This is a genomic window from Iamia sp. SCSIO 61187, assembly GCF_019443745.1.
Classification (GTDB): Bacteria; Actinomycetota; Acidimicrobiia; order Acidimicrobiales; family Iamiaceae; genus Iamia.
The window spans coordinates 868,715-891,249 of sequence record NZ_CP050948.1 but is presented as its reverse complement, the minus strand read 5'-3'; the positions used below and the strand labels follow the sequence as shown (position 1 = coordinate 891,249).

The 22,535-nt window shown below is 71.1% G+C and carries 24 protein-coding genes, 1 tRNA gene, 3 pseudogenes and 1 other annotated feature; of the genes and pseudogenes, 9 read left to right on the top strand and 19 right to left on the bottom strand.

Features of this window, described 5'->3' with window-relative positions:
- The first annotated feature begins 21 nt into the window (after positions 1-21).
- Positions 22-1,044: an alcohol dehydrogenase catalytic domain-containing protein gene (locus tag HC251_RS04295; protein WP_219944084.1), complete on the top strand. Its 1,023-nt coding sequence runs from the start codon at positions 22-24 to the stop codon at positions 1,042-1,044.
- Positions 1,044-1,811 (top strand): class I SAM-dependent methyltransferase, encoded by a 768-nt coding sequence (locus HC251_RS04290; protein WP_219944083.1) that lies wholly within the window; start codon positions 1,044-1,046, stop codon positions 1,809-1,811. Before HC251_RS04295 ends, HC251_RS04290 begins: the two co-directional genes overlap by 1 nt.
- A gap of 13 nt (positions 1,812-1,824) precedes the next feature.
- On the opposite strand, the gene HC251_RS04285 is transcribed toward HC251_RS04290, so the two are convergent.
- Positions 1,825-2,412: a TetR/AcrR family transcriptional regulator gene (locus HC251_RS04285; RefSeq protein WP_219944082.1), complete on the bottom strand. Its 588-nt coding sequence runs from the start codon at positions 2,410-2,412 to the stop codon at positions 1,825-1,827.
- A 72-nt stretch (positions 2,413-2,484) separates the two neighbouring features.
- On the opposite strand from HC251_RS04285, the gene HC251_RS04280 reads away from it, so the two are divergent.
- On the top strand, positions 2,485-2,886 hold the full coding sequence (locus HC251_RS04280) for an NUDIX domain-containing protein (protein WP_219944081.1): 402 nt from the start codon (positions 2,485-2,487) through the stop codon (positions 2,884-2,886).
- Here HC251_RS04280 and HC251_RS04275 read toward each other — a convergent pair.
- The 8 genes from HC251_RS04275 to HC251_RS04240 all read right to left on the bottom strand — a co-directional run bounded on the left by HC251_RS04275 (position 2,871) and on the right by HC251_RS04240 (position 7,952).
- Positions 2,871-3,668, bottom strand: coding sequence for an enoyl-CoA hydratase/isomerase family protein (locus HC251_RS04275; protein ID WP_219944080.1), 798 nt, complete (start codon positions 3,666-3,668; stop codon positions 2,871-2,873). The genes HC251_RS04280 and HC251_RS04275 overlap by 16 nt on opposite strands.
- A gap of 76 nt (positions 3,669-3,744) precedes the next feature.
- The gene (locus HC251_RS04270) at positions 3,745-4,095 is read right to left on the bottom strand and encodes a DoxX family protein (RefSeq protein WP_219944079.1); all 351 of its coding nucleotides are present in this window, start codon (positions 4,093-4,095) and stop codon (positions 3,745-3,747) included.
- The gene (locus HC251_RS04265; RefSeq protein ID WP_219944078.1) at positions 4,092-4,976 is read right to left on the bottom strand and encodes a sigma-70 family RNA polymerase sigma factor; all 885 of its coding nucleotides are present in this window, start codon (positions 4,974-4,976) and stop codon (positions 4,092-4,094) included. Before HC251_RS04265 ends, HC251_RS04270 begins: the two co-directional genes overlap by 4 nt.
- Positions 4,976-5,287, bottom strand: coding sequence for a hypothetical protein (locus HC251_RS04260; RefSeq protein WP_219944077.1), 312 nt, complete (start codon positions 5,285-5,287; stop codon positions 4,976-4,978). The genes HC251_RS04265 and HC251_RS04260 overlap by 1 nt, the downstream gene beginning before the upstream one ends.
- A 14-nt stretch (positions 5,288-5,301) precedes the next feature.
- Positions 5,302-5,793, bottom strand: coding sequence for a hypothetical protein (locus HC251_RS04255; RefSeq protein ID WP_219944076.1), 492 nt, complete (start codon positions 5,791-5,793; stop codon positions 5,302-5,304).
- Between the two features lie 65 nt (positions 5,794-5,858).
- Positions 5,859-6,722: a nitroreductase/quinone reductase family protein gene (locus HC251_RS04250; RefSeq protein WP_219944075.1), complete on the bottom strand. Its 864-nt coding sequence runs from the start codon at positions 6,720-6,722 to the stop codon at positions 5,859-5,861.
- A 163-nt stretch (positions 6,723-6,885) separates the two neighbouring features.
- The gene (locus HC251_RS04245) at positions 6,886-7,419 is read right to left on the bottom strand and encodes an SRPBCC family protein (RefSeq protein ID WP_219944074.1); all 534 of its coding nucleotides are present in this window, start codon (positions 7,417-7,419) and stop codon (positions 6,886-6,888) included.
- Complete coding sequence (locus HC251_RS04240) at positions 7,416-7,952, bottom strand: RNA polymerase sigma factor (RefSeq protein ID WP_219944073.1); 537 nt, start codon at positions 7,950-7,952, stop codon at positions 7,416-7,418. The genes HC251_RS04245 and HC251_RS04240 overlap by 4 nt, the downstream gene beginning before the upstream one ends.
- 44 nt (positions 7,953-7,996) lie before the next feature.
- On the opposite strand from HC251_RS04240, the gene HC251_RS04235 reads away from it, so the two are divergent.
- Complete coding sequence (locus HC251_RS04235; protein ID WP_219944072.1) at positions 7,997-9,202, top strand: NAD(P)-binding protein; 1,206 nt, start codon at positions 7,997-7,999, stop codon at positions 9,200-9,202.
- Between the two features lie 64 nt (positions 9,203-9,266).
- Here HC251_RS04235 and HC251_RS04230 read toward each other — a convergent pair whose 3' ends face one another.
- The 3 genes and pseudogenes from HC251_RS04230 to HC251_RS04220 all read right to left on the bottom strand — a co-directional run bounded on the left by HC251_RS04230 (position 9,267) and on the right by HC251_RS04220 (position 11,413).
- Entirely contained in the window at positions 9,267-9,716 is a 450-nt protein-coding gene (locus HC251_RS04230) for a pyridoxamine 5'-phosphate oxidase family protein (protein ID WP_219944071.1), read from the bottom strand.
- Between the two features lie 17 nt (positions 9,717-9,733).
- Positions 9,734-10,234, bottom strand: a pseudogene (locus tag HC251_RS04225) (NADH-quinone oxidoreductase subunit B); the annotation flags it as partial.
- 114 nt (positions 10,235-10,348) lie between these two features.
- Positions 10,349-11,413: a toprim domain-containing protein gene (locus HC251_RS04220; RefSeq protein ID WP_219944069.1), complete on the bottom strand. Its 1,065-nt coding sequence runs from the start codon at positions 11,411-11,413 to the stop codon at positions 10,349-10,351.
- Between the two features lie 15 nt (positions 11,414-11,428).
- On the opposite strand from HC251_RS04220, the gene HC251_RS04215 reads away from it, so the two are divergent.
- Together HC251_RS04215 and HC251_RS04210 are read left to right on the top strand one after the other, a co-directional pair.
- The gene (locus HC251_RS04215) at positions 11,429-11,692 is read left to right on the top strand and encodes a hypothetical protein (protein ID WP_219944068.1); all 264 of its coding nucleotides are present in this window, start codon (positions 11,429-11,431) and stop codon (positions 11,690-11,692) included.
- A 138-nt stretch (positions 11,693-11,830) separates the two neighbouring features.
- Complete coding sequence (locus HC251_RS04210; protein ID WP_219944067.1) at positions 11,831-12,415, top strand: hypothetical protein; 585 nt, start codon at positions 11,831-11,833, stop codon at positions 12,413-12,415.
- Here the strand turns inward: HC251_RS04210 and HC251_RS04205 are convergent.
- Positions 12,388-12,753 carry a hypothetical protein gene (locus tag HC251_RS04205; RefSeq protein ID WP_219944066.1) on the bottom strand — a complete coding sequence of 122 codons (366 nt, stop codon included), beginning with the start codon at positions 12,751-12,753 and terminating at the stop codon, positions 12,388-12,390. The two genes, HC251_RS04210 and HC251_RS04205, sit on opposite strands and share 28 nt — an antisense overlap.
- Positions 12,754-13,145: 392 nt before the next feature.
- Between HC251_RS04205 and HC251_RS04200 the strand changes: the two are divergent.
- The 3 genes and pseudogenes from HC251_RS04200 to HC251_RS04190 form a co-directional block, all read left to right on the top strand.
- Positions 13,146-13,427 (top strand): annotated as a pseudogene (locus HC251_RS04200) (transposase); the annotation flags it as partial.
- Positions 13,428-13,500: 73 nt separating this feature from the next.
- Entirely contained in the window at positions 13,501-14,649 is a 1,149-nt protein-coding gene (locus HC251_RS04195) for an IS30 family transposase (protein WP_219941236.1), read from the top strand.
- A gap of 10 nt (positions 14,650-14,659) precedes the next feature.
- Positions 14,660-15,631: pseudogene (locus HC251_RS04190) on the top strand (IS3 family transposase); the annotation flags it as partial.
- Positions 14,675-14,788 (top strand) — a sequence feature (AL1L pseudoknot). It overlaps the preceding pseudogene by 114 nt.
- A gap of 490 nt (positions 15,632-16,121) precedes the next feature.
- Here HC251_RS04190 and HC251_RS04185 read toward each other — a convergent pair.
- The 6 genes from HC251_RS04185 to HC251_RS04160 all read right to left on the bottom strand — a co-directional run bounded on the left by HC251_RS04185 (position 16,122) and on the right by HC251_RS04160 (position 22,402).
- A complete protein-coding gene (locus HC251_RS04185) occupies positions 16,122-16,778 on the bottom strand; it encodes a hypothetical protein (RefSeq protein ID WP_219944064.1) in 657 nt (218 codons plus the stop codon).
- 23 nt (positions 16,779-16,801) lie between these two features.
- A complete protein-coding gene (locus HC251_RS04180; protein WP_219944063.1) occupies positions 16,802-17,974 on the bottom strand; it encodes a site-specific integrase in 1,173 nt (390 codons plus the stop codon).
- Positions 17,975-18,320: 346 nt separating this feature from the next.
- Positions 18,321-18,397 (bottom strand) — tRNA-Met (locus HC251_RS04175).
- Between the two features lie 51 nt (positions 18,398-18,448).
- Positions 18,449-19,246, bottom strand: a complete 798-nt coding sequence (locus HC251_RS04170; protein WP_219944062.1) for a hypothetical protein — start codon at positions 19,244-19,246, stop codon at positions 18,449-18,451.
- Between the two features lie 75 nt (positions 19,247-19,321).
- Positions 19,322-20,083: a hypothetical protein gene (locus HC251_RS04165; protein WP_219944061.1), complete on the bottom strand. Its 762-nt coding sequence runs from the start codon at positions 20,081-20,083 to the stop codon at positions 19,322-19,324.
- 162 nt (positions 20,084-20,245) lie between these two features.
- The gene (locus HC251_RS04160) at positions 20,246-22,402 is read right to left on the bottom strand and encodes a UvrD-helicase domain-containing protein (protein WP_219944060.1); all 2,157 of its coding nucleotides are present in this window, start codon (positions 22,400-22,402) and stop codon (positions 20,246-20,248) included.
- Positions 22,403-22,535 lie beyond the last annotated feature (133 nt).

Below are 22,535 nucleotides of genomic sequence, written 5' to 3'. Positions count from 1 at the left end.
CAAAGGCGAAGGCGAAGGCTCATGCGACAACTGACCTACACCAACCCGGGTGAGGTCCGATGGACCGAGATGGCCGTGCCGGAGGACTGCCCGGCTGACGGTGCCGTGGTCCGGCCCCAGGCGGTCGGTCGCTGCGACCTCGACGCCCCGATGGTGACCTGGGGGATGTTTCCGGGGCCGTTCCCGGTCGGCCATGAGGTGGCGGGCGTGGTCGAGCAGGTCGGTGACCACGTCCACCGAGTTCGTCCCGGGGAGGAGGTGGTGGTGCCCTTCCAGGTGTCGTGCGGCCAGTGCCGACAGTGCGGGTCAGGCCGGTACGCGGCATGCGGCGTCCACCGAGCTGCTGCCGGTGCGGCGTTCGGGTTCGGCTCGGCCGGCGGTGGCTTCGGCGGCGCCGTCGCCGACGTCCTGGTCGTGCCCCACGCAGACCACCTCTTGTTCCCGGCGCCGCTGGGGCTCAGTGTTGTCGAGCGGTGCGTCCTGGCCGACAACGTGGTCGACGGGTTCCGGTGCGTCGCTGGCCCGCTCGACCTCCAGCCGGGGGCCGAGGTGCTCATCGTCGGCGGTGCCGCCGAGTCGGTGGGGCTCTACGCCGTGAGCTCAGCGCTGGCGTTGGGCGCTAGCCGGGTGCGCTACGTCGACACCGACATCGGGCGGTGCGATGCGGCCGAGGGCCTCGGTGCTGAGGTCGAGCATGTGGTCGGTGCGTGGCCTCGACGCTTCGATCGGGCTCCGGTCACGGTGGCGTTGTCGCTCGATCCCGACGGTCTGCGGGCGGCGATCATGTCGACCGAGCCGTATGGCACCTGCACCAGCGCGGCCATCCACCTCCAGCCGGTCGAGCTGCCCTTGCTGCAGATGTACAGCCGTGGGATCACCTTCCACACCTCTCGCGCCGACTCCCGGCGGCACCTCCCCCGGGTGCTCGAGGCGGTCGACGCCGGGCGGCTCTCCCTCGATGGCATCCCCATGACGGTGGCCCCGTTCGATGAGGCTGAGGATGTGTGGTTGGAGGCCCCGGGAAAGCTCGTTCTGACCCACTGATGAGCCGCCGTAGGTCTGTCGCCGCTGGTGCTCGCTACGACCGGATCGGGACGTCCTACGCCCGGACCCGCAGAGAAGACCCTCGCATCGCGGCCACCATCTTCGAGTCGCTGGGACCGGGCCGGACGATCGTCAACATCGGGGCCGGGACCGGTAGCTACGAGCCGACGGACCGCACGGTCGTCGCGGTCGAGCCGTCGGTGCAGATGTTGGCACAGCGGCCCATCGGCTCGTCGCCGGCGGTGCGTGGCGTCGCGGAAGCTCTGCCCTTCGGCGATCTCGCCTTCGACGTGGCCGTGGCGATCTTGACGGTCCACCACTGGAACGCGCCGGCCGGCGGGCTGGTCGAGATGCGCCGTGTCGCCCAACGACAGCTGGTTCTCTTCTTCGAGCCGCTCCGCGATCGGGGGTTCTGGGGATTGGAGTACTTCCCGGAGGCAGCTGACCTCGACACCGAGCGCGACCCTCTGGGCGAGCGCCTCGTGCGGGACGTGCTCGACGTGCAGCGGGTCGTGCCCGTACTGATCCCCCATGACTGCCGTGATGGTTTCGGAACGGCCTTCTGGGCCCGTCCCGAGGCGTACCTGGACGCTGACGTCAGGGCCGGCATGTCGTGGCTCTCCATGCTGCCGCGTCGGGCCGTCTCGGCCGGTGTGCAGCGGCTCCGCCTCGACCTCCGTTCCGGTGAGTGGGACCGGCGGTTCGGCCACCTTCGGGGCCAGGACAGCTACGACGGCGGGTTCCGTCTGGCCGTGGCCGGGTCGTGACGGCGGGTCGTCCTCACGGACCGGCGAGGATGCACCGGCAGGTTCGCAGCACGAGCTCGTCGACGTGCTTCGGCGGTGCTTGGCCGGCTTGCAGGTAGCTGCGCACCCCGGCGAAGGGGACATCGATGAGGGCGAAGGTCACCGTCCGCCGGGCCCTGGCACTGGAGGTCGAGAACCGACGTCTCGTGTAGGACCGCAGCGCCCGGGCGAGGCCGTCGTTGAGGGTGGCCAGGTCCTCGCCCATCTCGTCGGGCCAGTGCTCGACGAGGTCCGACCTGCGGTAGAGGAGCAGCACCTGGGCTTTTGGCAGGTTGGCGCGCGACCAGCGGGGGACGTGCAGGCAGGCCTGCTTGGCGGCCTCGTCCACGTCGTCGAGCGCCAATGCCTCGATGAAGCCGGCTTGGGCCTCACGGACCAGCTGCACCCACAGCTGTGCCACCAGGAGGTCGCGGGTGGCGAACCGGTGGTAGACGGAGCCGGACGGGGCCTGGAGCCGGTCGCTGATGGCCGCCACCGTGGCCATGGTCGGGCCCCCCTGCGCCACCAGGTCGGCGGCGGCGTCGAGGATGTCGGTGCTGGTGAACTTCGCCGGACGACCCATGGAGCCACCGTAGCGCCGAGGCCGGAGCGGCCGACCGGGCGCCCTCGGTGCCATCTAGATAGCGTCCTCTAGATGGAGCGGATGGTCGGTGCGTTGCTGTTCTCGGGCGGCTCGGTGCTGCTCGGTCGGCGCAGTGCCGTGCGGGCGTCGTTCCCGGGCGTGTGGGACATGCCGGGCGGTCACGTCGAAGCCGGCGAGTCCCGTCGGGCGGCGCTGGACCGGGAGTTGGCGGAGGAGCTCGGCGTGCGGCCGGCGCAAGGCCGTTGGTGGCGACGCGAGACGCGGGCCGGTCTCGAGCTGACGGTCTGGTTGGTGACCAGGTGGACCGGCACAGTCGCCAACCGCCAGCCGCACGAGCACGACGAGCTGGCGTGGTTCGCTCGGCATGAAGTCTCGAGGTTGGCGTTCCCGCATCCGGCGTTCCCTGAGCTGCTCGACGCGGCGTTCGACGCCGTCGATCAGGTACCGGTGTAGGAGGGACGTCGGCCCTCCAGCCGAGCCGCCGCCGCCTCGCGCAGGTCGCTGGAGAACAGGCAGCGGGCCTGACCCTCGCCGGCGACGACGAAGCCCCGGGCCTTGTCGCCGAGCCCGGCCCGGACGGCTTCCTTGATGGCCGTGACGGCGATCGGAGGCTGCGCGGCGAGGCGGTCGGCCATGGCTCTAGCCTCGGCGTGGAGGTCGGCGGTGGGCACCACGCGGTTCACCAGACCGAGGCGTTCGGCGTGCACAGCGTCGAGGCGGTCGGCGAGCCACATCAGCTCCAGGGCTCGCGACGGCCCGATGAGCTCGGGCAGCCACACGGTTGCGCCGAGGTCGGGCATGAGGCCCCAGGTCGACTCGAGCAGTGCGAAGGTCGCGTCGTCGCCGGCGATGCGCAGGTCGCAGGCGAGCGCCAGCTGGAACCCGGCGCCGAGGGCGTGGCCCTGGACTGCGGCGATGGTGGGGAACGGGGCCTCCTTCAGCCAGGTGAAGCTGCTCTGGAGGGTGCGGACGTAGTCCGGGGCCTCGAGGCCTTCGAGGTCGGGCGCGGTTGCGCCGCCGAAGAAGTCGGCGATGACGGCGGTGTCGAGGCCGGCGGAGAACGACCGGCCGGCGCCGGAGACGATGAGGGCTCGGATCGACGAGTCCTGTCCGAGGTCGGCGGCGACCTGGCGGAGCTCGAACCACATCTCGTGGGTTTGGGCGTTGAGGGTGTCGGGGCGCTCGAGGCGCACCTCGACGACGGCACCGTCCCGGTGGACGGAGAGGGTCTTCACGATGGGACCTCGGCGTGGTCTGGTTCGGGGCGGCGAGAGGCGGACGGGGATCGGCTCGGCGTGGGCCGGTGGGCGGTCATCGCGCCAGGGCGAGGGCCAGGGACGCCACGGCGAGGGCCAGGAAGGTGCCCGGGAAGCCGATCGTCGCCAGCTCGCCAGCGCGGACGTGGAAGGCGACGGCGCCGACGAAGAACACGACGAGCCCGGCCGCCGCAGCGATCCCGACGGCGTGCGGCCCGGCGAGGCCGGCGATCAGGCCGAGGGCACCGAGGGCCTTGAGGGCACCGAGCGTCGGGACCCACCTCTGCTCGACGTGGACGGCCCGGGCGTTGGCGACGACGGGATCGGCCCGGGCGATGCCGGCGACGCCGATGGCGAGGTTGGCCGCCGCGGTCAGGCTGGTCACGACCAGGTCGAGGGCACTCACCAGGCGCCGTCCTCGATGTGCAGCTGGCTGAGCCGGTGCGGGTCGGCTACGACGTCGTAGTGGTGGACGCGGCCGTCGACGACGTCGATGACCAGCGCCGCGGTCACCGCGCCGTCGTGGACGACGGCGATGCCGGGGCGGCCGAGGATCGTCGTCAAGTGCGCGGTGCGGGCGTTTTCGCGGAGGGCGCGGGTCTCTTGAACGACGGCGGCGACGCCGGCCAGGTGGCGCGGTGCACCGGGCGGGATGGCTTGGGGGTCGGCTGTGCGGGTGACCTCCGGGTGGAGCACGTTGACCAGCGTGGCGACGTCGCCCTGCTGGGCGGCGTGGAGGAAGGCGTCCACAACGCGTCGTGCCGCCATGAGCTCGGCCGCCGAGTGGAGGCGGTAACCCTGGTCGGACCGCAGCCGGCCACGGGCGCGGCTGGCCAACTTCTTGGCCGATCCCGGCGTCGTCCCCAGGACGTGGGCCACCTCGTCGAAGGGCATGGCGAACACGTCGTGGAGGATCAGGGCGACTCGCTGCTCGGGAGTGAGGGAGTCGAGGACGACGGTGAATGCTTCGGTGAGCTCGGCGGCGAGGACGACGATGTCCTCAGGGCTGGCGGCCTCGGCGGCGGCTCGCAGGTCGGCCTCGGCCACCGGTTGCGCAGTGCGGCGCGAACGGCGCAGCTGGTCGATGCTGAGCCGGGTCACGGCGGTGGTCAACCAGGCCTGCGGGTTGTCGATCTCGGAGAGGTCGTGGTTGGAGAAGCGCCACCACGCTTCTTGCACGACATCGTGGGCGTCGAGCGATGAGCCGAGGATGCGGGACGCGACGGAGAGCAGGTGTGGCCGCTCGGCCTCGAAGGCGACGGCGAGGGCTTCGTTCGGGGTGCCCATCACCGGTCGTCCGAGGTTCGGTCGGGCTCGTAGGTCCCGATCAGGTCGACGGGGACAGGGTTGGGGTAGCCGTCATAGACGTGGGCTGCGATGGCTGCGGGAAGTGACCGGGTCGATGCGACCTCGAGGAGGGGGTTGGTCGACCCGTCCTCGATGGTCAGGAACCCCAGGAACCGGTTGGTGCCGGTGACCCGCCAGTAGGCGAGGCAGACGCCCCGCGGTTGGACGGCTGCGAGCTCGTCGAAGGCGCGGCTCACGGACTCGGCCACCCTGCGGGCTCCGTCGTCGGTGTCGGTCTCGAACTCGATCATGCGCCGGGTTGTCATCACCCTGGTAGACGATCGTCGGCCGGCGAAGGTGACCGTCGGCTGACACGGGCCCGGGCTTGTTGCAACATGACGGGCACGCCCCGTCGGTGCATCACCGAGATGGGCCACCACAGAGCTGCGCCCAGGACCGGCACGCGGTAGCGGACGAACAGGGCGAGTGCGAGCGTGTCGTCGTCGGCTTCGACCACGGCTCTGGCCTCCAGGTACGTGGTCGCTGCTCCGAGCCGTGCCCACGTCGGGTGCTGGGCCAGGGTGCGCCAGCCCTGGACGTGGTCGGGCGACGGCCGAGGCCCGAGCCGGACACCGATGGCCGTCCACAGGCGGGGCGCACCCCGGCCGGCCGGGGTCTCCTCCAAGATGAGGCGCGCCCAGTCCAGCGCCGAGCGGTCGCTGGTGGGCAAGGAGATGCTGAACCGGTCGGCGTAGTCCGCGTTCAGCTCAGCGCGGTCACAGGTGACCTCCGGTACTGCCTGGACGCCAACCCACATCGAGACAGGCTCTTGCTCGCGCACGTCGTATCCTCCATTGGTCGTCGACGGTGCCCGAGGCCGTCTCATCGGTTGCGAGGGGCGGGCAGGCGGTGGCGGTTGCGGGCGACGACTGCGTACGCCGCCTCGGCGGCTTGTCGGACGACAGGCGCACGCAGGACGGCCCCGAGGATGGGCCATGGCGGTCGGGCGTGGGCGAGGGCCGCAGCGATGGACGCGGCGCCCCGCCGGGCGCCCCGGCTGTCGACCCATTGTGAGGCGGTCCGGACGTCGCCCAGGGTGAGCCCGAGGACGGCCAGGTCGTCGATGCCCTGGTACGGGACGAAGGTCACAGCGCCGTCGGTGCGACGTTCGAGCCAGTCGACCCAGCGGCGGCAGAAGCCGCAGGCTCCGTCGAAGACGAAGGTGCCAGCAGCGCCTTCCGGTCGAGGGACTGGGGCCAGGGTGAGGATCGGGACGCGGCGCGTTGCCGCTGCGGCCTCACGCCGGTAGGCGGCGAAGCCGGGGAACACGCGCCTGGCGCAGGTCCACAACCGTTCCCTCTCTGTGGGGTCGTCGACCTCGGCGGCGGTGACGGGGACGCCGCCGAGGGACACGGCGTCGGGCCGGGCTCGGAGGTTGTGGAGCCACGCCGGGTGTGTCGCCGCCCCTGCGTTGCTGGCCACGACGACGTAGCGGTCGGCGTCGGTGAAGTAGATCACGGCGTTGCGGCGCCTCCGTCCGGTGCGCGCGCCGACCGTCTCGAGGACGGCGGTCGGGTACACCAGGGTGGTGGCCAGGCGACCTCGGGAGAGGCGGAGCAGCACGGGGTCGATCCGCCACCCGACCCACCGCGACAATGCCCGAGCGGGACCGGTCAGGGCGATCGCCGAGTACGCCCGTGCGAACCGCCCCGGGCTGCGGGTGGCATCGACGTGACGCAGGGTCATTCCGTCGCCCTCGTGTCACCGACAGCAGGCCACAGCGGCTCGTGCCAACGGGCCGGGTGGACACGAGAGACCGTTGGCTCGTCGTCGAGGCCTGGGCGCAACGCCACCGGGCCGATACTAGCGATGCATCTCTGATTGGCCAGGCCGGCCTCCGATACGTCCCTCACTGGTCGTCGTTCGCTATCGCGGTGATGATGCCGGCCAGGTCGGACGCCACGTGGCGTCGGGTCCGCTGGCGGGTGGCGGCCAGGAGCGGCCTCCACGCCCGTCCTGGTGCCGCCACCGCTTCGAGGTGCGCATAGCGCGTCCGGGCCGGGTCGCTGTCGGGCATGGCCGCCATGGCGACGAGGTACAGTCCGGGCCTCGCCAGCATCCAGCACCAGCCCTCGTCGAGCTGGACGTCGAAGGTGATCGGCACCCGGGCCAGGAGCCCCGGCCCCTGCGCTCGCACCACCAGTCGGGTGTCGTCCCGTTCGAGGACCGAGAGGCTCGACACGGTGCGGTCGAAGCGCGGGACCGAGCTTTCGAGGTCGGCGATGAACGCCCACACTGACGCTAAGGGGGCGTCGATGGTGGCCTCGCTGACGACGGCGCCGGGCAGGCCTGCGGCCACGGCGCGCAGACGGCCGACGGTGCTCAACGTCGCGACCGGCCAGTTGCGGGAGGCGGGCGACTGCGGCCGGTTGCTCGGGGTCATGCCGTCCACCGGTCCCGGAACGCGGCCCGAGCGCGGTGGAGCCGTGACTTGACGGTGCCGCGAGCGACCCCGAGAGCGGCCGCCATCTCGGCCTCGTCGAGATCGTCGATGTGACGCAGGACGAGGACCGCCCGTTGCTCGGGACGCAGCGTGTCGAGGACCGACCAGACCTCGACGGCGGTCGCCACCCGGTCGACGCCGGGCGACAGGTCGACCGTCATGGGGTCGAGGTCGGACGGGTCGACCGGCACCGACGCCGACCGGCGAGCGGTCCGGACCGACTCGCGCACCGCAATGCGACGCGCCCAACCTCGAAGTGCGGCCGGCTCTCGCAGGCTTGTCAGGTTCCGGGAGACGGCGACCATCGTGTCTTGCAAGGCGTCGTCTCCTCCGTCCAGGGCGATGGCGCCGCAGATGCGGCCCAGGTAGGGGGCCAGGTCGCGCAACACTGCGTCGAGGGCGGCTGGGTCGCCGCTCTGGGCCCGACGGACCGTGGCGTCCTCCACCACCCCAAGAGGCGCGGAACCGGTCACCGGTTCCCAGCCTCTTGGGGACGAGACGACACGTGGAGGACGTCATGACCACCAGCGCACGACGAGGCCGGGTGACGGTGATCGGAGGTGGCCTCAGCGGGCTCATCGCCGCGACGGAAGCTGCCGAGTCGGGGGCCGCCGTCCGGGTCCTGGAGGCCCGACCGTCCCTCGGCGGGAGAGCCGTGTCGACCACTGGTCCGTTCACGGCCAACCTCGGGCCCCACGCCCTCTACGACGGCACCACCTTGTGGGACTGGCTGCGGCACCGAGGGCTCACCCACGGTTGCAAGCCGGCGCGCAACCCGAACATCCGCTTTCGGTGGGAGGGCAAGCTGCGCCGGACGCCGCCGCCCGCCCTGCTGCCCGGGTTCCGGCTCGGACGGGTCGACGCTCCGGTCGACACCGACCTGCGGACCTGGGCGGCCGAGCGATGGGGCGACGAGACAGCGCAAGCGCTCGCCGGGGTGTCCGGGGCGCTCACCTTCGACCACGACCCCGGGCGCCTGTCCGCGGCGTTCGTGGTGGAGCGCATCCAGCGGATCCTCCTTCGACCGACCGGTGCCGCCCGCTACGTGCCCGGAGGCTGGTCGACGATCATCGACCGCGCCGCCGCCCACGCACGAGACATGGGCGTCACGATCGACGTCGGCCACCCCGTCGACCGCCGCCAGCTCGACGACCTGCGAGAGGCAGGCCCGGTGGTCGTCGCCGTCGAGCCGGCAGCCGCCCGTCGCCTCCTGGGCGGCTTGGACCAGGGCGAGCGACGACGCGTCGCCGTGCTCGACGTCGGCATCCGCCGCGCCCGTGACCCTTACCTGGTGCTCGACCTCGACGAGGCCATCTTCTGGACCCGGCCGAGCGCCATCCTCGACGGGCTGGCTCCCGACGAAGCCGACCTCATCCAGCTGAGCGTGGGCATGGGCGTCGGCGAGTCGCTCGACGACGCCGAAGGCCGGCTCGAGCAGGTTCTCGACGCCGCCGATCCCGACTGGCGCGAGAGGGTCCTCTGGCGCCGACGCGGCGCGCTGCGCGACGCGACCGGGGCAGTGGACCTGCCGGGCTTGACGTGGCGGGACCGGCCGAGCGTCGACCACAGCCCCGGTGTCTGGGCCGCCGGTGACTGGGTCGCCGCGCCCGGCCACCTCGCCGAGGTCGGCTGCAACAGCGCCGTCACCGCCGCTCGACACGCCGTCGCCGCCCTTTCCCGCCGGGCCACCGCCGACGGGCCGGTCGCGCCCGCCGAGACCTGAACCGCCGGTCACCGCCGAGCGACCTTAGGACGCTCGTCCCATGGTGCAGGCCCCCGGTCAGCCGTCACTGACCCCGCCATGGCCGCCGCTCGACGCGGGCACCCGGTGCGTCGGGGCCTGCGGGCCGACCCGGGTGGTGCCAGGTAGACACTTCCATCTCCAAGAGCACCAGCTCGCCGAGGTCGTCGTCGACCTCGACGGTGACATCCCAGCCGTACTTGACGGCGAAGGCGTCGACCAGAGGTCCCGGCCGAACATGGTCGTGGACCGTCACCCGACCGGTGGCCACGAGCGGCCGATCTGCGTCTTCGAGGCTGGCTGCCGCCGCCGGGTTGGCCCGGAGGTTGGCGACCCGAACCGACGACCGACCGGTCACCACCCACAACCTGTCGGCCACGAAGACGAACCACACCGGCGCCAGGTGGGCGCGCCCGTCGGGCCGGACGGTCGAGAGCCACAGGTTCCGCTCGTGCGCCAGGCGTCGGCGTCCATCGGCGGTCAGCGTTGGCGCCATCAGCCGATCGTGAGGCCGGCGCCGCTGCCGGTCTCCTCCCGCCGGCGCAGGATCTCGCCGGTGAGGATCTTCTCGTGGAGGGTGTTGATGGCGTGGATGAGCGTCTCGGGCCCGGGCGGGCAGCCGGGGGCGTAGACGTCGACGGGCACGATCTGGTCGACGCCCTGCACGATCGCGTAGTTGTTGAACATCCCGCCCGAGCTGGCGCACACGCCCATCGACAGGACCCACTTGGGCTCCATCATCTGGTCGTAGACCTGGCGGAGCACGGGGGCCATCTTCTGCGAGACCCGGCCGGCCACGATCATCAGGTCGGCCTGGCGGGGGGAGGCCCGGAAGACCTCCATGCCGAAGCGGGCCAGGTCGTAGTGCGACGCACCGGCCGCCATCATCTCGATGGCACAGCAGGCCAGACCGAACTGGGCCGGCATCAGCGACGACTTGCGGGCCCAGCGCACCAGGTCCTCGACCCGGGACGTGAGGATCCCGCGCTCCAAGCCCTCGAGGCCTTCCCTCATCTCCCAGCCCATCGTCGCTCCTAGAATCGGCATATTTAGCGTGGCCCAACTAGAACGTAGTATTCGCTATCCGTGAGCCGCCACCGAGCGGGTCCCCGCTGACCGGAGCCGGTCTCAACGCTCGACCGCAGCTTCGACGAAGGGGGTGCTCATTGCTCGCTCGACGACGGTCTTCAAGTGGACAGGCCAGTTGTCGGAACGGCGCAGCGCGTCGTTGAGGTCGCCGGTGGCGAGTTCGAGGCGGACGGGGGTGCGGTTGCGGGCTTCAAGCATGGCGGCGAGGCGGTCCGCCCCCTTGTGGCCAGCGTCGTCGGCGTCGAAGGCCAGGACGAGCGGTTGGCGCATGCGGGAGAGGGCCAGGGCAACGGAGTCGTCCCCGTAGGTTGCGCTGAGCACGCCCACGGCCCCGTAGCCAGCCGCAGCCGCGGAGAGGGCGTCGATCGCTCCTTCGGTGACGACGATCTCGGGGTGCCGGCGTTCGGTGGGCCGCATCCGGGTGAGGCGAGGGTTCGGCGCCAGCTCGGATCGAGGGTTGAGGTAGCGAGGTCGGTCCGGGGCGGGGTGGGGGACGCGGATCTGGGCGTAGACGGCACGGCCGTCGACGATGGTCGGCAGGACGGCGCCAAGCGCTCGGGGCATGCCGTCGGGTCGGTCCTGGGTGCGGGGGCCGAGGTCGGCGCCGATCTTGTTCTCGGCGAGGACGTCCACGGGGATGCCTCGGGACTTGGTGAGCCATCGGCGGATCGCTCGGCCTTCGGGCTTCCAGAGGCGATCGGCGCATTCGTCGACGTAGCGCTGGAGCCCTTCGGGGTCTCGGCATCCGACCTCGACAGGTCGATGCGTCGGGGTCGGTCGGCGGGCTGGCGTGTGATCGGGCGGGTTCTCGTGGTGCCCGACTCGTTCGGCGAGGAAGTCGAGGGCGTCGCGGACGGTGCCGCCCTTGCAGGTGAGGACGAGGTCGATGGCGGTGCCGCCGTCGCCGCAGCCGTGGCAGCGCCACCGTTGTTCGCCGTGGTGGCTGCGGAAGATGCTGAGCGGCGGGGTGCGGCCGGTCTGAGCGTGGTTCGGGTTGGGACAGGTCCACATCGGGCTGCGGGTGCTGCCGGTGTGGCCGCCGATCAGGTCGTCCGCGAGTGCGGCGAGGTCGACCGCGGCGAGCAGGGCTTCGCGGTCGTACATGGCACCGCCGACGAGATGGCCATCCACGTCATCCTCGCCATGGTCGACGAGATCGACGACATGGCCGAGCCCACCTGGATCGAGCGGCTCCCCGCTCACGAGGACGACGACCAAGTCGAGTGGCTCGAGGACCTCCTCCTCCAGGACACCGACGTGCTCATGCTCTACAACCCGGCCCTCGACGGCATCGAGGACCCCGACTCGCCGGTCAACCAACAGCTGGGGATCGCCAACCTCCATCCCAACGACTGGTTCAAGCCCTTCGCCAACTGCGAATGAGCAGGGACCGTCATGACCAAGTGTGAGTACCTCACCGCTCGCTGCCCCTACGGCTGCGAGGTCTGGCTTCACCCCAGGGCGGTCGGGCCGCATGGCGAGCGCTGTCCCGGATTTCGTTGGACCGACAGCCGGCGTCCCGTGACCGAGGTGCTCCTCGGCGAGGAGAGCGCCGTCGAAGCGCGAGCGGTGATGCCAGAATCCGTGCTGATCGAGCCGACGTTCAGCGGCGACCGCCTGCTGAAGCCCCGACCTGGCATGCGTCTCCACGACTCAGCCACCAATGGCGTCGTCGTCCGGTCGCCGCTCCCGGAGGTGACCGGACGACGATGGTGGACCGTGACCCGTGCCGCGGTCCAAGCCGGACACGACGTCGAGTCAGCCTTCTCCCCCACGTGCTTCGCCTCACTGGAGCAGTCGCTCGGACTCGTGGACCGCTTCCAGCGCTGCGACATCTGCGGCGACGACCTGACCAAACGGGGACTCCGCGGCCACCAGCGCACCAACTCCGTGTGCCGGTTCCTCTCCGACACGGCCGAGGTGCGGACCTTCTGGGACCTCGGCTACCGCGACCCCTTCAGCCTCCGTGGCGACGGGCTCCCGATCACTTGGACCGAGCTGAACAGCCGCGCCCACTGGCGCAACCGAGTTCACATCGTCCGCTTCCGTCTCTGGACAGCGGTGCTCTACCGAGCATCTCAGTCGATCGGATCGAACTCCCCGTAGGCGCTGATGTCCTCCAGTTCGGTGTATTCGAACGGGGCTCGCGATCGGTCGGCCCACCAATCCGCGTTGACGAGCGTGTTGACGGCGACCAGAGCCCCGTTCGCGTCCGGCGCACTCGCTCCGGTCGCCAGGGGTGACCAGATGAAAAGGGGATCGAGACCCGATCCTCGACTCCATTGGAGGAGCGTGTTTGCAGCGTCTCGGACCGTGCGGTCCTCCCACAGACTGAGCTGGTGGCCGATGCCGGTGACATCTTGCTGCAGCGGAGTAGCGGAGACTCCGAGATGCCGAGCGAAGGCGTTCTTCACATCCGCTAGAACCAACTTCGACAGCGCCATGGCATGTCCGTAGACAGGCACGTGAACAAGCAACGCGCCAGTCTCAGGATCCTTCGAGAGGCCCGGCTCGTAGCTGGCTGTGATTCCGATGCGTGGGGGGTGTGGCGTGTCCGCGGCACGGCGTAGCGACGACTGGAGATCCCTCGGGTTCGACTTCAGCGACGCGGTAACCCAGCTTTGATCCGCCCCGAGGAGAAGGTCAGCCTTCCACGAGCGGGTATCCACAGACTCCAAGAGATTCGCGAGGTGAGGCGGTCGACCTCGGCGACCCGTGGCGAGGGTCGCACCCGGCGGCAGGTCCGGGGAGAAGCTCACAAGTCGCCCCGGCTCGGCTGCTATGAACCGCCCTGGGTTCGTTGGAGGCTCCTGACCTTGGAAACGAGGATGGAGTCATGCCGAAGGACATCAGGCCGGGGAAGCCGACGACGCGTCGGTACTCGCCGGAGGAGAAGGCTCAGGCGGTGCGGCTGGTGCGTCAGCTGCGCCGGGAGCTGGGCACCGACCACGGGACGATCCAGCGGGTCGCGAGCCAACTCGGCTACGGGGTCGAGACGGTGCGGAAGTGGGTCAAGCAGGCCGACATCGATGAGGGCCTGAAGGCTGGGACGTCGTCGGAGGACGCAGCGAAGATCAAGGCGCTCGAGGCCGAGAACCGCGAGCTGCGTCGGGCGAACGCGATGGCGGAATCCACCGGTGGGCGCACCGGTCCTGTGACGATCCGAGCACCTCGATCACAGGAGCAGCGCCATGGCCGGAATCCTCACCCACGAGCAGAAGCAGCTTGCGTTCCGACTCCGAGGCCGTGGGTGGCGGCTCGTCGACATCGCCAGGGAGATCGGCTGCACCGCGCCGATGGTCGGGCTCATGGTCCGCGACGGCCGGTTCACAACCGGGGTCCCCGACACGTGGGAACCGCGCCCGGGCTGTTTGAGCATCGCTGATCGCGAGGAGATCTTCGTCGGCATCCGCGCCGGCGACTCGCTCAGCGCGATCGCCCGGGCGATCGGTCGGGTCCCGTCGGTGGTGACCCGCGAGGTTGCCGCCAACGGCGGCCGCCAGGGCTACTCGGCCTGGGCCGCCCACCAGCGCGCCCGCCACGCCGCCCGACGACCGAAGCCCTGCAAGCTCGGAGCCGGCCGGCTGCTCGATGAGGTGACCAAGCGGCTCGAGGAGCTGTGGTCGCCCGACGAGATCGCTCGACGCTTACCGTTGGACTTCCCGGACGACCCGGAGATGCGGGTGAGTCACGAGACGATCTACCAGTCGCTGTTCGTCCAGGGCCGAGGAGAACTCCGGCGTGAACTGGCCCGATGCCTCCGCTCGGGCCGGGCCAGTCGCAAGAAGCGCGGCACCGTCGACGGGCGAGGGCGCATTCCCGGGATGGTCAACATCTCCGAGCGACCCGCCGAAGCCGACGACCGCGCCGTGCCGGGTCACTGGGAAGGCGACCTCATCCTCGGCGAAGCCAGCCGCAGCGCTGTCGGCACCCTCGTCGAGCGCACCACCCGCCTCGTGCTCCTCCTGCACCTCGACGGCGACCGGTCGGCAGTGACCGTCGAGAAGGCGATGCGCAAGGCCATCGCCACGCTGCCCGACGAGCTCGTCCGGTCGATCACCTGGGATCAAGGAGCCGAGATGTCGACCCACGCCAGCTTCACGACGGCGACAGGCATCCCGATCTACTTCTGCGATCCGCACTCGCCCTGGCAGCGCGGCTCGAACGAGAACACCAACGGTCTCCTTCGTCAGTACTTGCCCAAGGGCACCGACCTCTCGAAGGTCTCCGCTTCCGAACTCGTCGAGATCCAGCGGAGCCTCAACGGCCGTCCGCGCAAGACCCTCGGCTACCTGACACCATCAGAGGCTTACGCACAGGTCGTTGCGGCCACCGCTTGAACCCGCCGATCTTGAAGTCGGCGTCGGCTTTCTTCGCGGCGGAGCTCGACCGCCCGTCGAAGTGATGGTCGACTACATCGATCGCCATCGTGGCGAGTTCGGGGTCGAGCCCATTTGCAGGGTGCTGCAGATGGCTCCGAGCACCTACTACGCGGCCAAGCGCCGCCAGCTCGAGCCCTCGGCGAGGGCTCGGCGCGACGCAGTGTTGATGCCGATCCTGCTCGCGTTGTGGGTGGCGAACCGGAAGGTCTACGGCGCCCACAAGCTCTGGCTCGCCGCTCGGCGGGCCGGTCACGAGATCGGCCGGGACCAGACGGCCCGGTTGATGCGCGAGCTCGGCATCGCCGGCGTGTCACGGCGGCGCAAGCGGGTCTTCACCACCGTCGCCGACCCGGACGCGGTCCGGGCGCCGGATCTGGTGCGCCGGAACTTCAACGCGGACCGGCCCGACGCTCTGTGGGTGACCGACTTGACCTACGTCCCGACCCGGTCCGGGATGGCGTACGTGTGCTTCATCGTGGACGCGTTCAGCCGCCGCATCGTGGGCTGGCGGGTGGCGTCGAACATGCGCACCGAGATGGTGCTCGACGCCTTGGAGATGGCCCGGCGCTCACGCGGCGGCCGCCGGCTCGTCGGGCTGATCGCACACGCCGATGCCGGGTCGCAGTTCACCTCGGTGCGGTTCACCGAGCGCCTCGACGAGATCGGCGCCCGGCCATCGATCGGGACCGTCGCCGACTCCTACGACAACGCTCTGGCCGAGACGACCAACGGTCTCTACAAGACCGAATGCGTCTACGGACCCGACGCCCCACGGCCCTGGGACGACGTCGACGAGCTCGAGCTGGCCACGTTGTCGTGGGTGCACTGGTTCAACGAGCAGCGCCTTCATGGCCACTGCGGCCACCGGCCGCCCGCCGAGCTCGAAGCAGCCTTCTACGCTGCCCAACAAGCCGACCCCACCGGGGTTGGAATCCAATAGCCCGAGCCTCCACCAGACCCAGGGCGGTTCAGCTACGAGGAGTCCTTGCGGCTGGTCAACGAAAACGTTGCATCGTTCGAGAGCGTCGGTCATCAGCTCTGCGATGCCCGGGTCGCCGCCGTTCAAGGCCAATAGAAGGGACCACTCGAATACGTCTCCTACCAACCCGGTGTCGTCTCCCCGAAACGCCATCGCCAACTGCAGGATCGAGAGATCATCCGAGGAACCCACTCCGAACGCGGCGAGCTTCCTGTGTCCGACCTGTTCAGCCACCGCTAGCAGAACGGCGGCGAGGAGAAGCGCCAGGTCAGGCGACATCACGCCATCAGTGGGTGGCCGACGGCCAAACACCCTCAGAGTGTCCGGAACTGTGCCGGGGGCAGCACCAAGCTGAACAAAGGTTCCTGGTGTCGTTTCGCCCGCCAACTCGATGCCCGTCACGCGACGCAGTGTGGCACGCCAGAACGGCCGAGCGGTCCCTCGGTTGAGATCAGAAATCGGCGACCCACGTTCTCCATGCAGTCGCCGTTTGCAGCGGTTCCGCCTTCGAGCCGCCGGCCATGATTCGCTCGATCGCGGCCGCCGCGCTGGCACCGAGCTCGTCACGATCAAGGGCGTTGAAGGCATCGTCTGACCACACGACCAGGACGTCGTCTAAGGCGTGGGTGCCGGAGTTGCAGCCACGATCGCGGAGAGCCTTTCGGATGGCTCGTCGGGTGGCCTCGAGGTGCTCGCCCGGCACGCCGGTCACGTAGGTCGAGCTTCGGGCTACGACCGCCTCCGCGACGACTTCTGCGAGCAACGCCACGCCGAGCGGCGCGGTCGACTTCGGGAGCCAGGAGTCGACGACCCGGAGGCACGCTCGACAGGTCGGGGCGTAGGCGGCGTCCTGCCACCAAAGCGTCGGGTCGTCGGGACCCGGCGCCTCGTTGCGCCACTCGCGACCGCACAACGTCTTGTTCGCCCAGAGGATCGCGTTCTCATCGTCGTCGGGTGCTCCGCCGACCTCGATCCCGATGTCGCCGTCGACGTACTCCGAAGCCACGTGCACCTCGCCGCCACCGACCTCGACGAGCAGGAGCTCGCGACCGGCCACGGTGATCGTGTTCAGCGGCCGGCCGGCACCCCCAGGCTCGCGCTCGTCCATGAGGTCCATGGTCGCAGCGATCGTCAGCTGCCGCTCGTACCCAGGCGCCTCCGCTCGGCGGCCTGGCGGAGCACCTCGGCGAACAGCTCGGCGGCCTCGGCCTGCATGCCGGGGAGCACGTGCTGGTACACGCTCATGGTGAAGGCGGGGCTGGCATGGCCGAGGCGCTCGCTGACCACCTTCACCGGCGTGCCGTTCATCAGCAGGATCGTGGCGTGGCTGTGGCGGAGGTCGTGCAGTGTGATCTCCGGGACATCGAGCTTGGCGACGGCGCGGTCGAAGATCTGGCTGAACAGGTCCGGATGGAACCACGCTCCGTCCTCTCGGGTGAAGACCAGGTCCGACTTCGCCGGCACCTTGCCACCGCGCTCATCGGTACGCCGCCGGCGCCACGCCTCGAGCACCGCGACCGCGCCCTCCTCGATGTCGATCGTCCGTCGACCGTTGCCCGTCTTCACGTCCGAGATGTGGACCTCGTAGGCGACCGAGACGAGAGCCTGGCGCACAGACACCCGACCGGCCTCGAGGTCGAGGTCACCCCAGCGAAGTCCGAGGATCTCGCCGCGCCGCATACCCGTGTGCGCGGAGAGGTGGAAGGCCGGGAAGAACCGCTGCGCGGCGATCGCGTCGAGGAACGTGCAGAGCTGATCGGCGTCCCACGCCTTGACCTCCTCGCGGAGCTGAGCGCTGAGCTTGGGCGGATCGGCCAGCTCGGCGACGTTGCGAACCACGAGGCCCTTGCGCTGCGCGTCCGACAGCGCCTTGTTCAGCATCACGTGGATGTTGCGCACCGTCTTCGGTGCCAGGCCTTTGCGGTCCGTGCCCTTCCCGCGGCGGCCCTTCGCCAGCAGGTCGGCGTAGAACAGGTCGAGGTCGCCCGGCGACAGCTTGGCGAGCTGGCGCTGGCCGAGCGCTGGCAACACGTGGAGATCGATGTTGCGCCGATACGAGTCGTAGGTGCTGCGCCTCAGTCGCGACTCCTGCACCGGGAGCCACCGCTCGGTCAGGTACTGGCCGAGCGTGCCCTTGGCGAGCACGAGCGGCTCACCCTCGTGCTTCTTGCGGATGAGGTCGGCGAGCACCCGCTCCGCGTCAGCCTTGCGCGTCCCGGCGGAGATCCACCGGCGCTTCGGCTTCCCGGCCTCGTCGCGGCCTTCGTAGACGACCGCGTACCAGCGGTTGCCCTTCTTCGTCACCGTTCCGTGCATGACGGATTCCCTTCTCTCGGAGCTTGGAGGAAGGGACGCCCTGCAGCAGACACGGCCTGTACCCGAGGCATCCGACGGGCGTTGGCGCTGCACCGCTCAGGGTACGCGCCACCCACTCGTTGGTCGACCCTTCGAGCCGACGACCGACGGGGTCGACCACTCCGCCAACCTGCCTCAGCCACGGTCGCTCGTGCGGTCCAGCACCAGCCCGTGCCACCAGCTACCAGCCCGTCACTCTGAAAAGTGTAGAAAAAGTGTAGAAGTTCGGGCACTCTGGGCATGGAGGAGGCCCTCCTCGAAGAGTCGAAAAGGGCCTCTGACCAGGTACTTAAGTTGGTGGCGGGGGCAGGATTTGAACCTGCGACCTTCGGGTTATGAGCCCGACGAGCTACCAGACTGCTCCACCCCGCGGCGGACTGGTGACTGTACCGGCGCCGCCCCGGCGATGCCAACCGGCTGTGGTCAGGAGGCGGTCCAGAGGACGGTGGTGGGGAGCGGGTCGAAGGAGACGATGGTGAGGGTGCCCTCGGCGGGCCCGGAGACGGTGACCACGAAGCTGCCGGCGGCCTCGTCGACCCGGTCGACGGTGTAACCGGCCCCGGGAAGCTCGGCCTCGTAGAAGTCGGCGACCTGCTGGGCGGTCATGCCCGGCACCTCGATCCCGCCGGTGATGCTCGTGACCGCGCCGGGAGGATCGGGGAACCCGTCGGGCGGGGCCGTCGGCCCGAGCGGCACCGAGCTGGTCGGGAGCTCGGTCGTCCCCAGTGCGTCGGTCGAACCCGGCGCGTCGGTCGAGCCCGGTGCGTCGGCGGTGGTGGGGGCGACGGTCGAGGGCGCCAGCTCGCGGCTGGCCGGGTCGTCGTCACCGCCTCCCCGGGCCAGCAGGACGAGGGCCACCCCGCCGCCGACCAGGAGCAGCACGACGACCGCCACGACGACCACGGCGACCGCGGCGCCGCCCCCCGTCCGGGCCGGCACGGGGCCACCTGGTGGGTAGCCGCCGGGCGGGTAGCCCGGCGGCGGCGTGCCCCCGTACCCGGCGGCGGCGCCGAAGGGCGGGCCAGGCGGGGGCGTCCAGCTGCCCCCCGGGACGGTGGGCGGAGGGGTCGGCCCGCCGGCCGGTGGTGCCTTGTCGAGGGGGACGCCCGCCGGGGTGCCACCGGGCTCGGGCGGGGGCGTGGCCCCCGGCACCGGGGTGGGACGGCCCGGCGTGCGCCGGCTGCGTCCCCAGGGGGAGGAGGTGGCGTCGTCGTCAGCCACGCAGGCGTCCCCCGACGCGCCGCGGCGCCGCCCCCGTGGACCCGCGAGGTCCGGGGACGGCGCCGCCCGCGCGCACTAGACGAGGGTGGCCGTGAACGACCCGAACTCGACGTCCTGGTAGCCGCGCACCTCGACGGTGTAGGTCCCGGGCTCGAAGGTGACCTCTTCCTCGTTGAAGCTCTGGTCGATCTCCTCGTTGACGAAGCCGCCGCCGTTGACGATCAGGACCAGGTCCCACGAGTCGTTGTCGGGAGCCACGGTCAAGGTGGCGCCGAGGCTGCCGACCTCCACGTCGAGCAGGAACGAGCCGCCCTGGGTGATCGACCCGGTCTGGACCGACTCGGTGCCGCTCATCGTCTCGGTCGTCGTCGTCGCCTCGGTCGTGGTGGTCGTCGACTCGGTGGTGGTCGTCTCGTCCTCGGTGGTGGTGGTGTCGTCGCCACCCTCCTCGGTCGTGGTCGTGTCGCCGTTGCTCGACGCCCGCTCGCCGTCGTCGTCGTCGTCACCACCGGCCACCAGGAACACGCCGATGCCGGCGGCCAGGATGGCGATGATCACGACGGCGGCGATGCCGATGATGGCGCCGGACCCCATGCCCTTCTTCTTGGCCGGGGGCGGCGGGTTGTAGCCGCCGCCGGGGGGCGGGAAGCCACCGCCGGGGGGCGGGAACCCACCGGGGGGCGGACCGCCGGGGGGCGGGAAGCCGCCGCCGGTGGGCGGGCCACCGGGCGGCGGGAAGCCACCGGGTGCGGGCGTGCCCTGGGGCGGGAACGCCTGGGTCGGCTGGTTGCCCGGGTCGCCGCCGGGAGGCGGGGGTGGGGGCGGTGGGTAGCTCATGGGAGTGCCTTCGTGTCGGGGTGAGGGTCTGTCGGTGAGGAAGACCGCAACGGGGCCCCTTCCTGCGGCGCACAGCATGCCCCATCAGAGGCCGGCGGGGTCCAGTTCAGGGGTGGGGGTCCACCACCCGGGGTCCACCCACCCCCGCCAGGGCGGCGAGGCTCAGGCCGACGAGGCCAGGGGGTCGGGGAGCAGGACCGGCGGCAGCGGGCGGGCGTGGACGATGGTGAGCAGCTTGGTGGCGCGGGTCAGGGCGACGTAGAGCGAGCGCATGGGCTGGGGCTCCTCGGCCAGGATCGTCGCCGGCTCGACCACGACGGTGGCGTCGAGCTCGAGGCCCTTCACCATGCCCACCGGGACGATGGTGACCTGGTTGCCCAGGCCCACGTTCGACGCCAGACCGTGGTCGAGCCCGGCCTCGGTGAACGCGGCGGACAGCGGCTCGACGAGGGACGACGGGCAGATCACGGCCACGTTGCCGGTGCCCACGGCCCGGACCTCCTCGCGGGTGAGCCGCAGCACCGCCTCGGCCAGCCCGCCCTCGACGGGGGTGGCGGCCACGATCCGCGGCGGGCGCCCGTCCTGGCGCACCGAGCGCGGCGGCCGCAGCTCGGGGGCGGCCTCGGTGAGGACCCGGGCGGCCAGGTCCATGTTGGGCCCGGGGATGCGGTAGCCGACGGTGAGCTCGGCCCGGCGGGGCTCGCGGCGCTGGGGCAGGAGCTCGAGCACCTCGTCCCACGTGGCGTGGGGCCAGGCGCCGGTGGACTGGGCGATGTCGCCCACGATCGTCATCGACCCGTTGAGCGATCGCCGGCCCAGCATGCGCAGCTGCATGGGCGAGAGGTCCTGGGCCTCGTCGACGACGATGTGGCCGTAGGTGCGGACCTCGTCGGTGTCGCCGTGGCGCTTGCCCTTGGGGGTGGCGCCGAGGAGCGAGCGGGCCTCGTCGAGGAGGGGGACGTCGTCGGTCCGCCACACCACGGCGTCGACGGACTCGGACCGGGGCCGGTGGAGGGCGGCCTGCTCCTCGGCCGAGAGCTTCCCGCGGGCGGCCAGCTCGATGAGCCCGCGCGAGCCGTACAGGTCGTGGAGGAGCTCGGCCGGGGTGAGGACGGGCCACATGCGTTCGAGCGCCTCGCGGACGGCGGGGTCGTGGCGCAGGCGGCTGCGGACCTCGGAGGCGTCGAGCGGCGTGCGGCTGCTGGCCGCCAGCGCCTCGAACAGCCCCGCCTCGACGAAGCGGCGGCCGCCGTTGTGGTGCCGGGCCCGGCGCCGGGCGTCGGCCACGATGCGCTGGGAGTCGGCCACCGTGACCCGGAGGCGGGTGAGGCCGAAGCCGACGACGAGGTCTCGCCGCAGCGGCCGCTTGCGGTCGCGGACCGCCTTGGCCAGCACCTTGATCATGCGGGCGTCGCCCTTGACGCGGGCCGCCAGCGGGGTGTCGCGGTCGCGGACCCGGACGGAGTCGATGAGGTCGCCCAGCACGGCCAGCTCGACGCCGGCCTCGCCGAGCGACGGGAGGACCTGCTCGATGTAGCCGAGGAAGAGGCGGTTGGGCCCCACGACCAGCACGCCCTGGTCCTCGAGGGGGAACCGGTGGGTGTAGAGCAGGTAGGCGGCCCGGTGGAGGGCGACGACCGTCTTGCCGGTGCCCGGCCCGCCCTGGACCACGAGCAGGCCCGGCATGGGCGCCCGGATGATCTCGTCCTGCTCGCCCTGGATGGTGGCGACGATGTCGCCCAACCGGCCCGAGCGGGCCGTCTCGAGGGCGGCCATCAGGGCCCCGTGGCCCGAGATGCCGTCGTCGGCACCGAGCCCGAGGGCCCGCTCGCCGAAGAGCTCGTCCTCGATGTCGAGCAGCTTCGGGCCCCGGGTGGCGAAGTGGCGCCGGCGGGCCAGGCCCATCGGCGAGCGACCGGTGGCCCGGTAGAAGGGCTCTGCCACGGGGGCCCGCCAGTCGACGACCACGACCTCCTGGTTGGCGTCGGCCACCGCCACCCGGCCGATGTAGAAGGTGTCCCCGACCGGCGGCCCGTCGCCGTTCGTGGCCACGCCGTCGGGCTCGGTGTCGATGCGGCCGAAGCACAAGGTGGCGTCGCCCAGGTGCAGCTGGACCAGCCGCTGGGCGATGGTGTCGAAGATGACCTCGCGCTCGAAGCGGGCCTGCTCGGTGCCGCCCCGCCCGACCTCGACCATCGTCTGCAGCGTCGTGGCCCGCTCGCGCGCCGCCGCCAGGCACTCGTAGGCGTAGTCGATGTAGGCCTGCTCGGCCTCGAGCTCCGGGTGCAGGGTCCGTCCCCTGTGGCGTTGGTGGCCCATGCGCAGGGGCGTGGGCGAAGGGTCGACCACTCTAGTGGGCTCCCGGCCGGGATGGGCTGGGCGATGTGACCGGTCCGGGCCGGGGCGACGGTTCAGGCCCGGCCCGGACCGTCGCCGCACCGCGTGCTCGGAA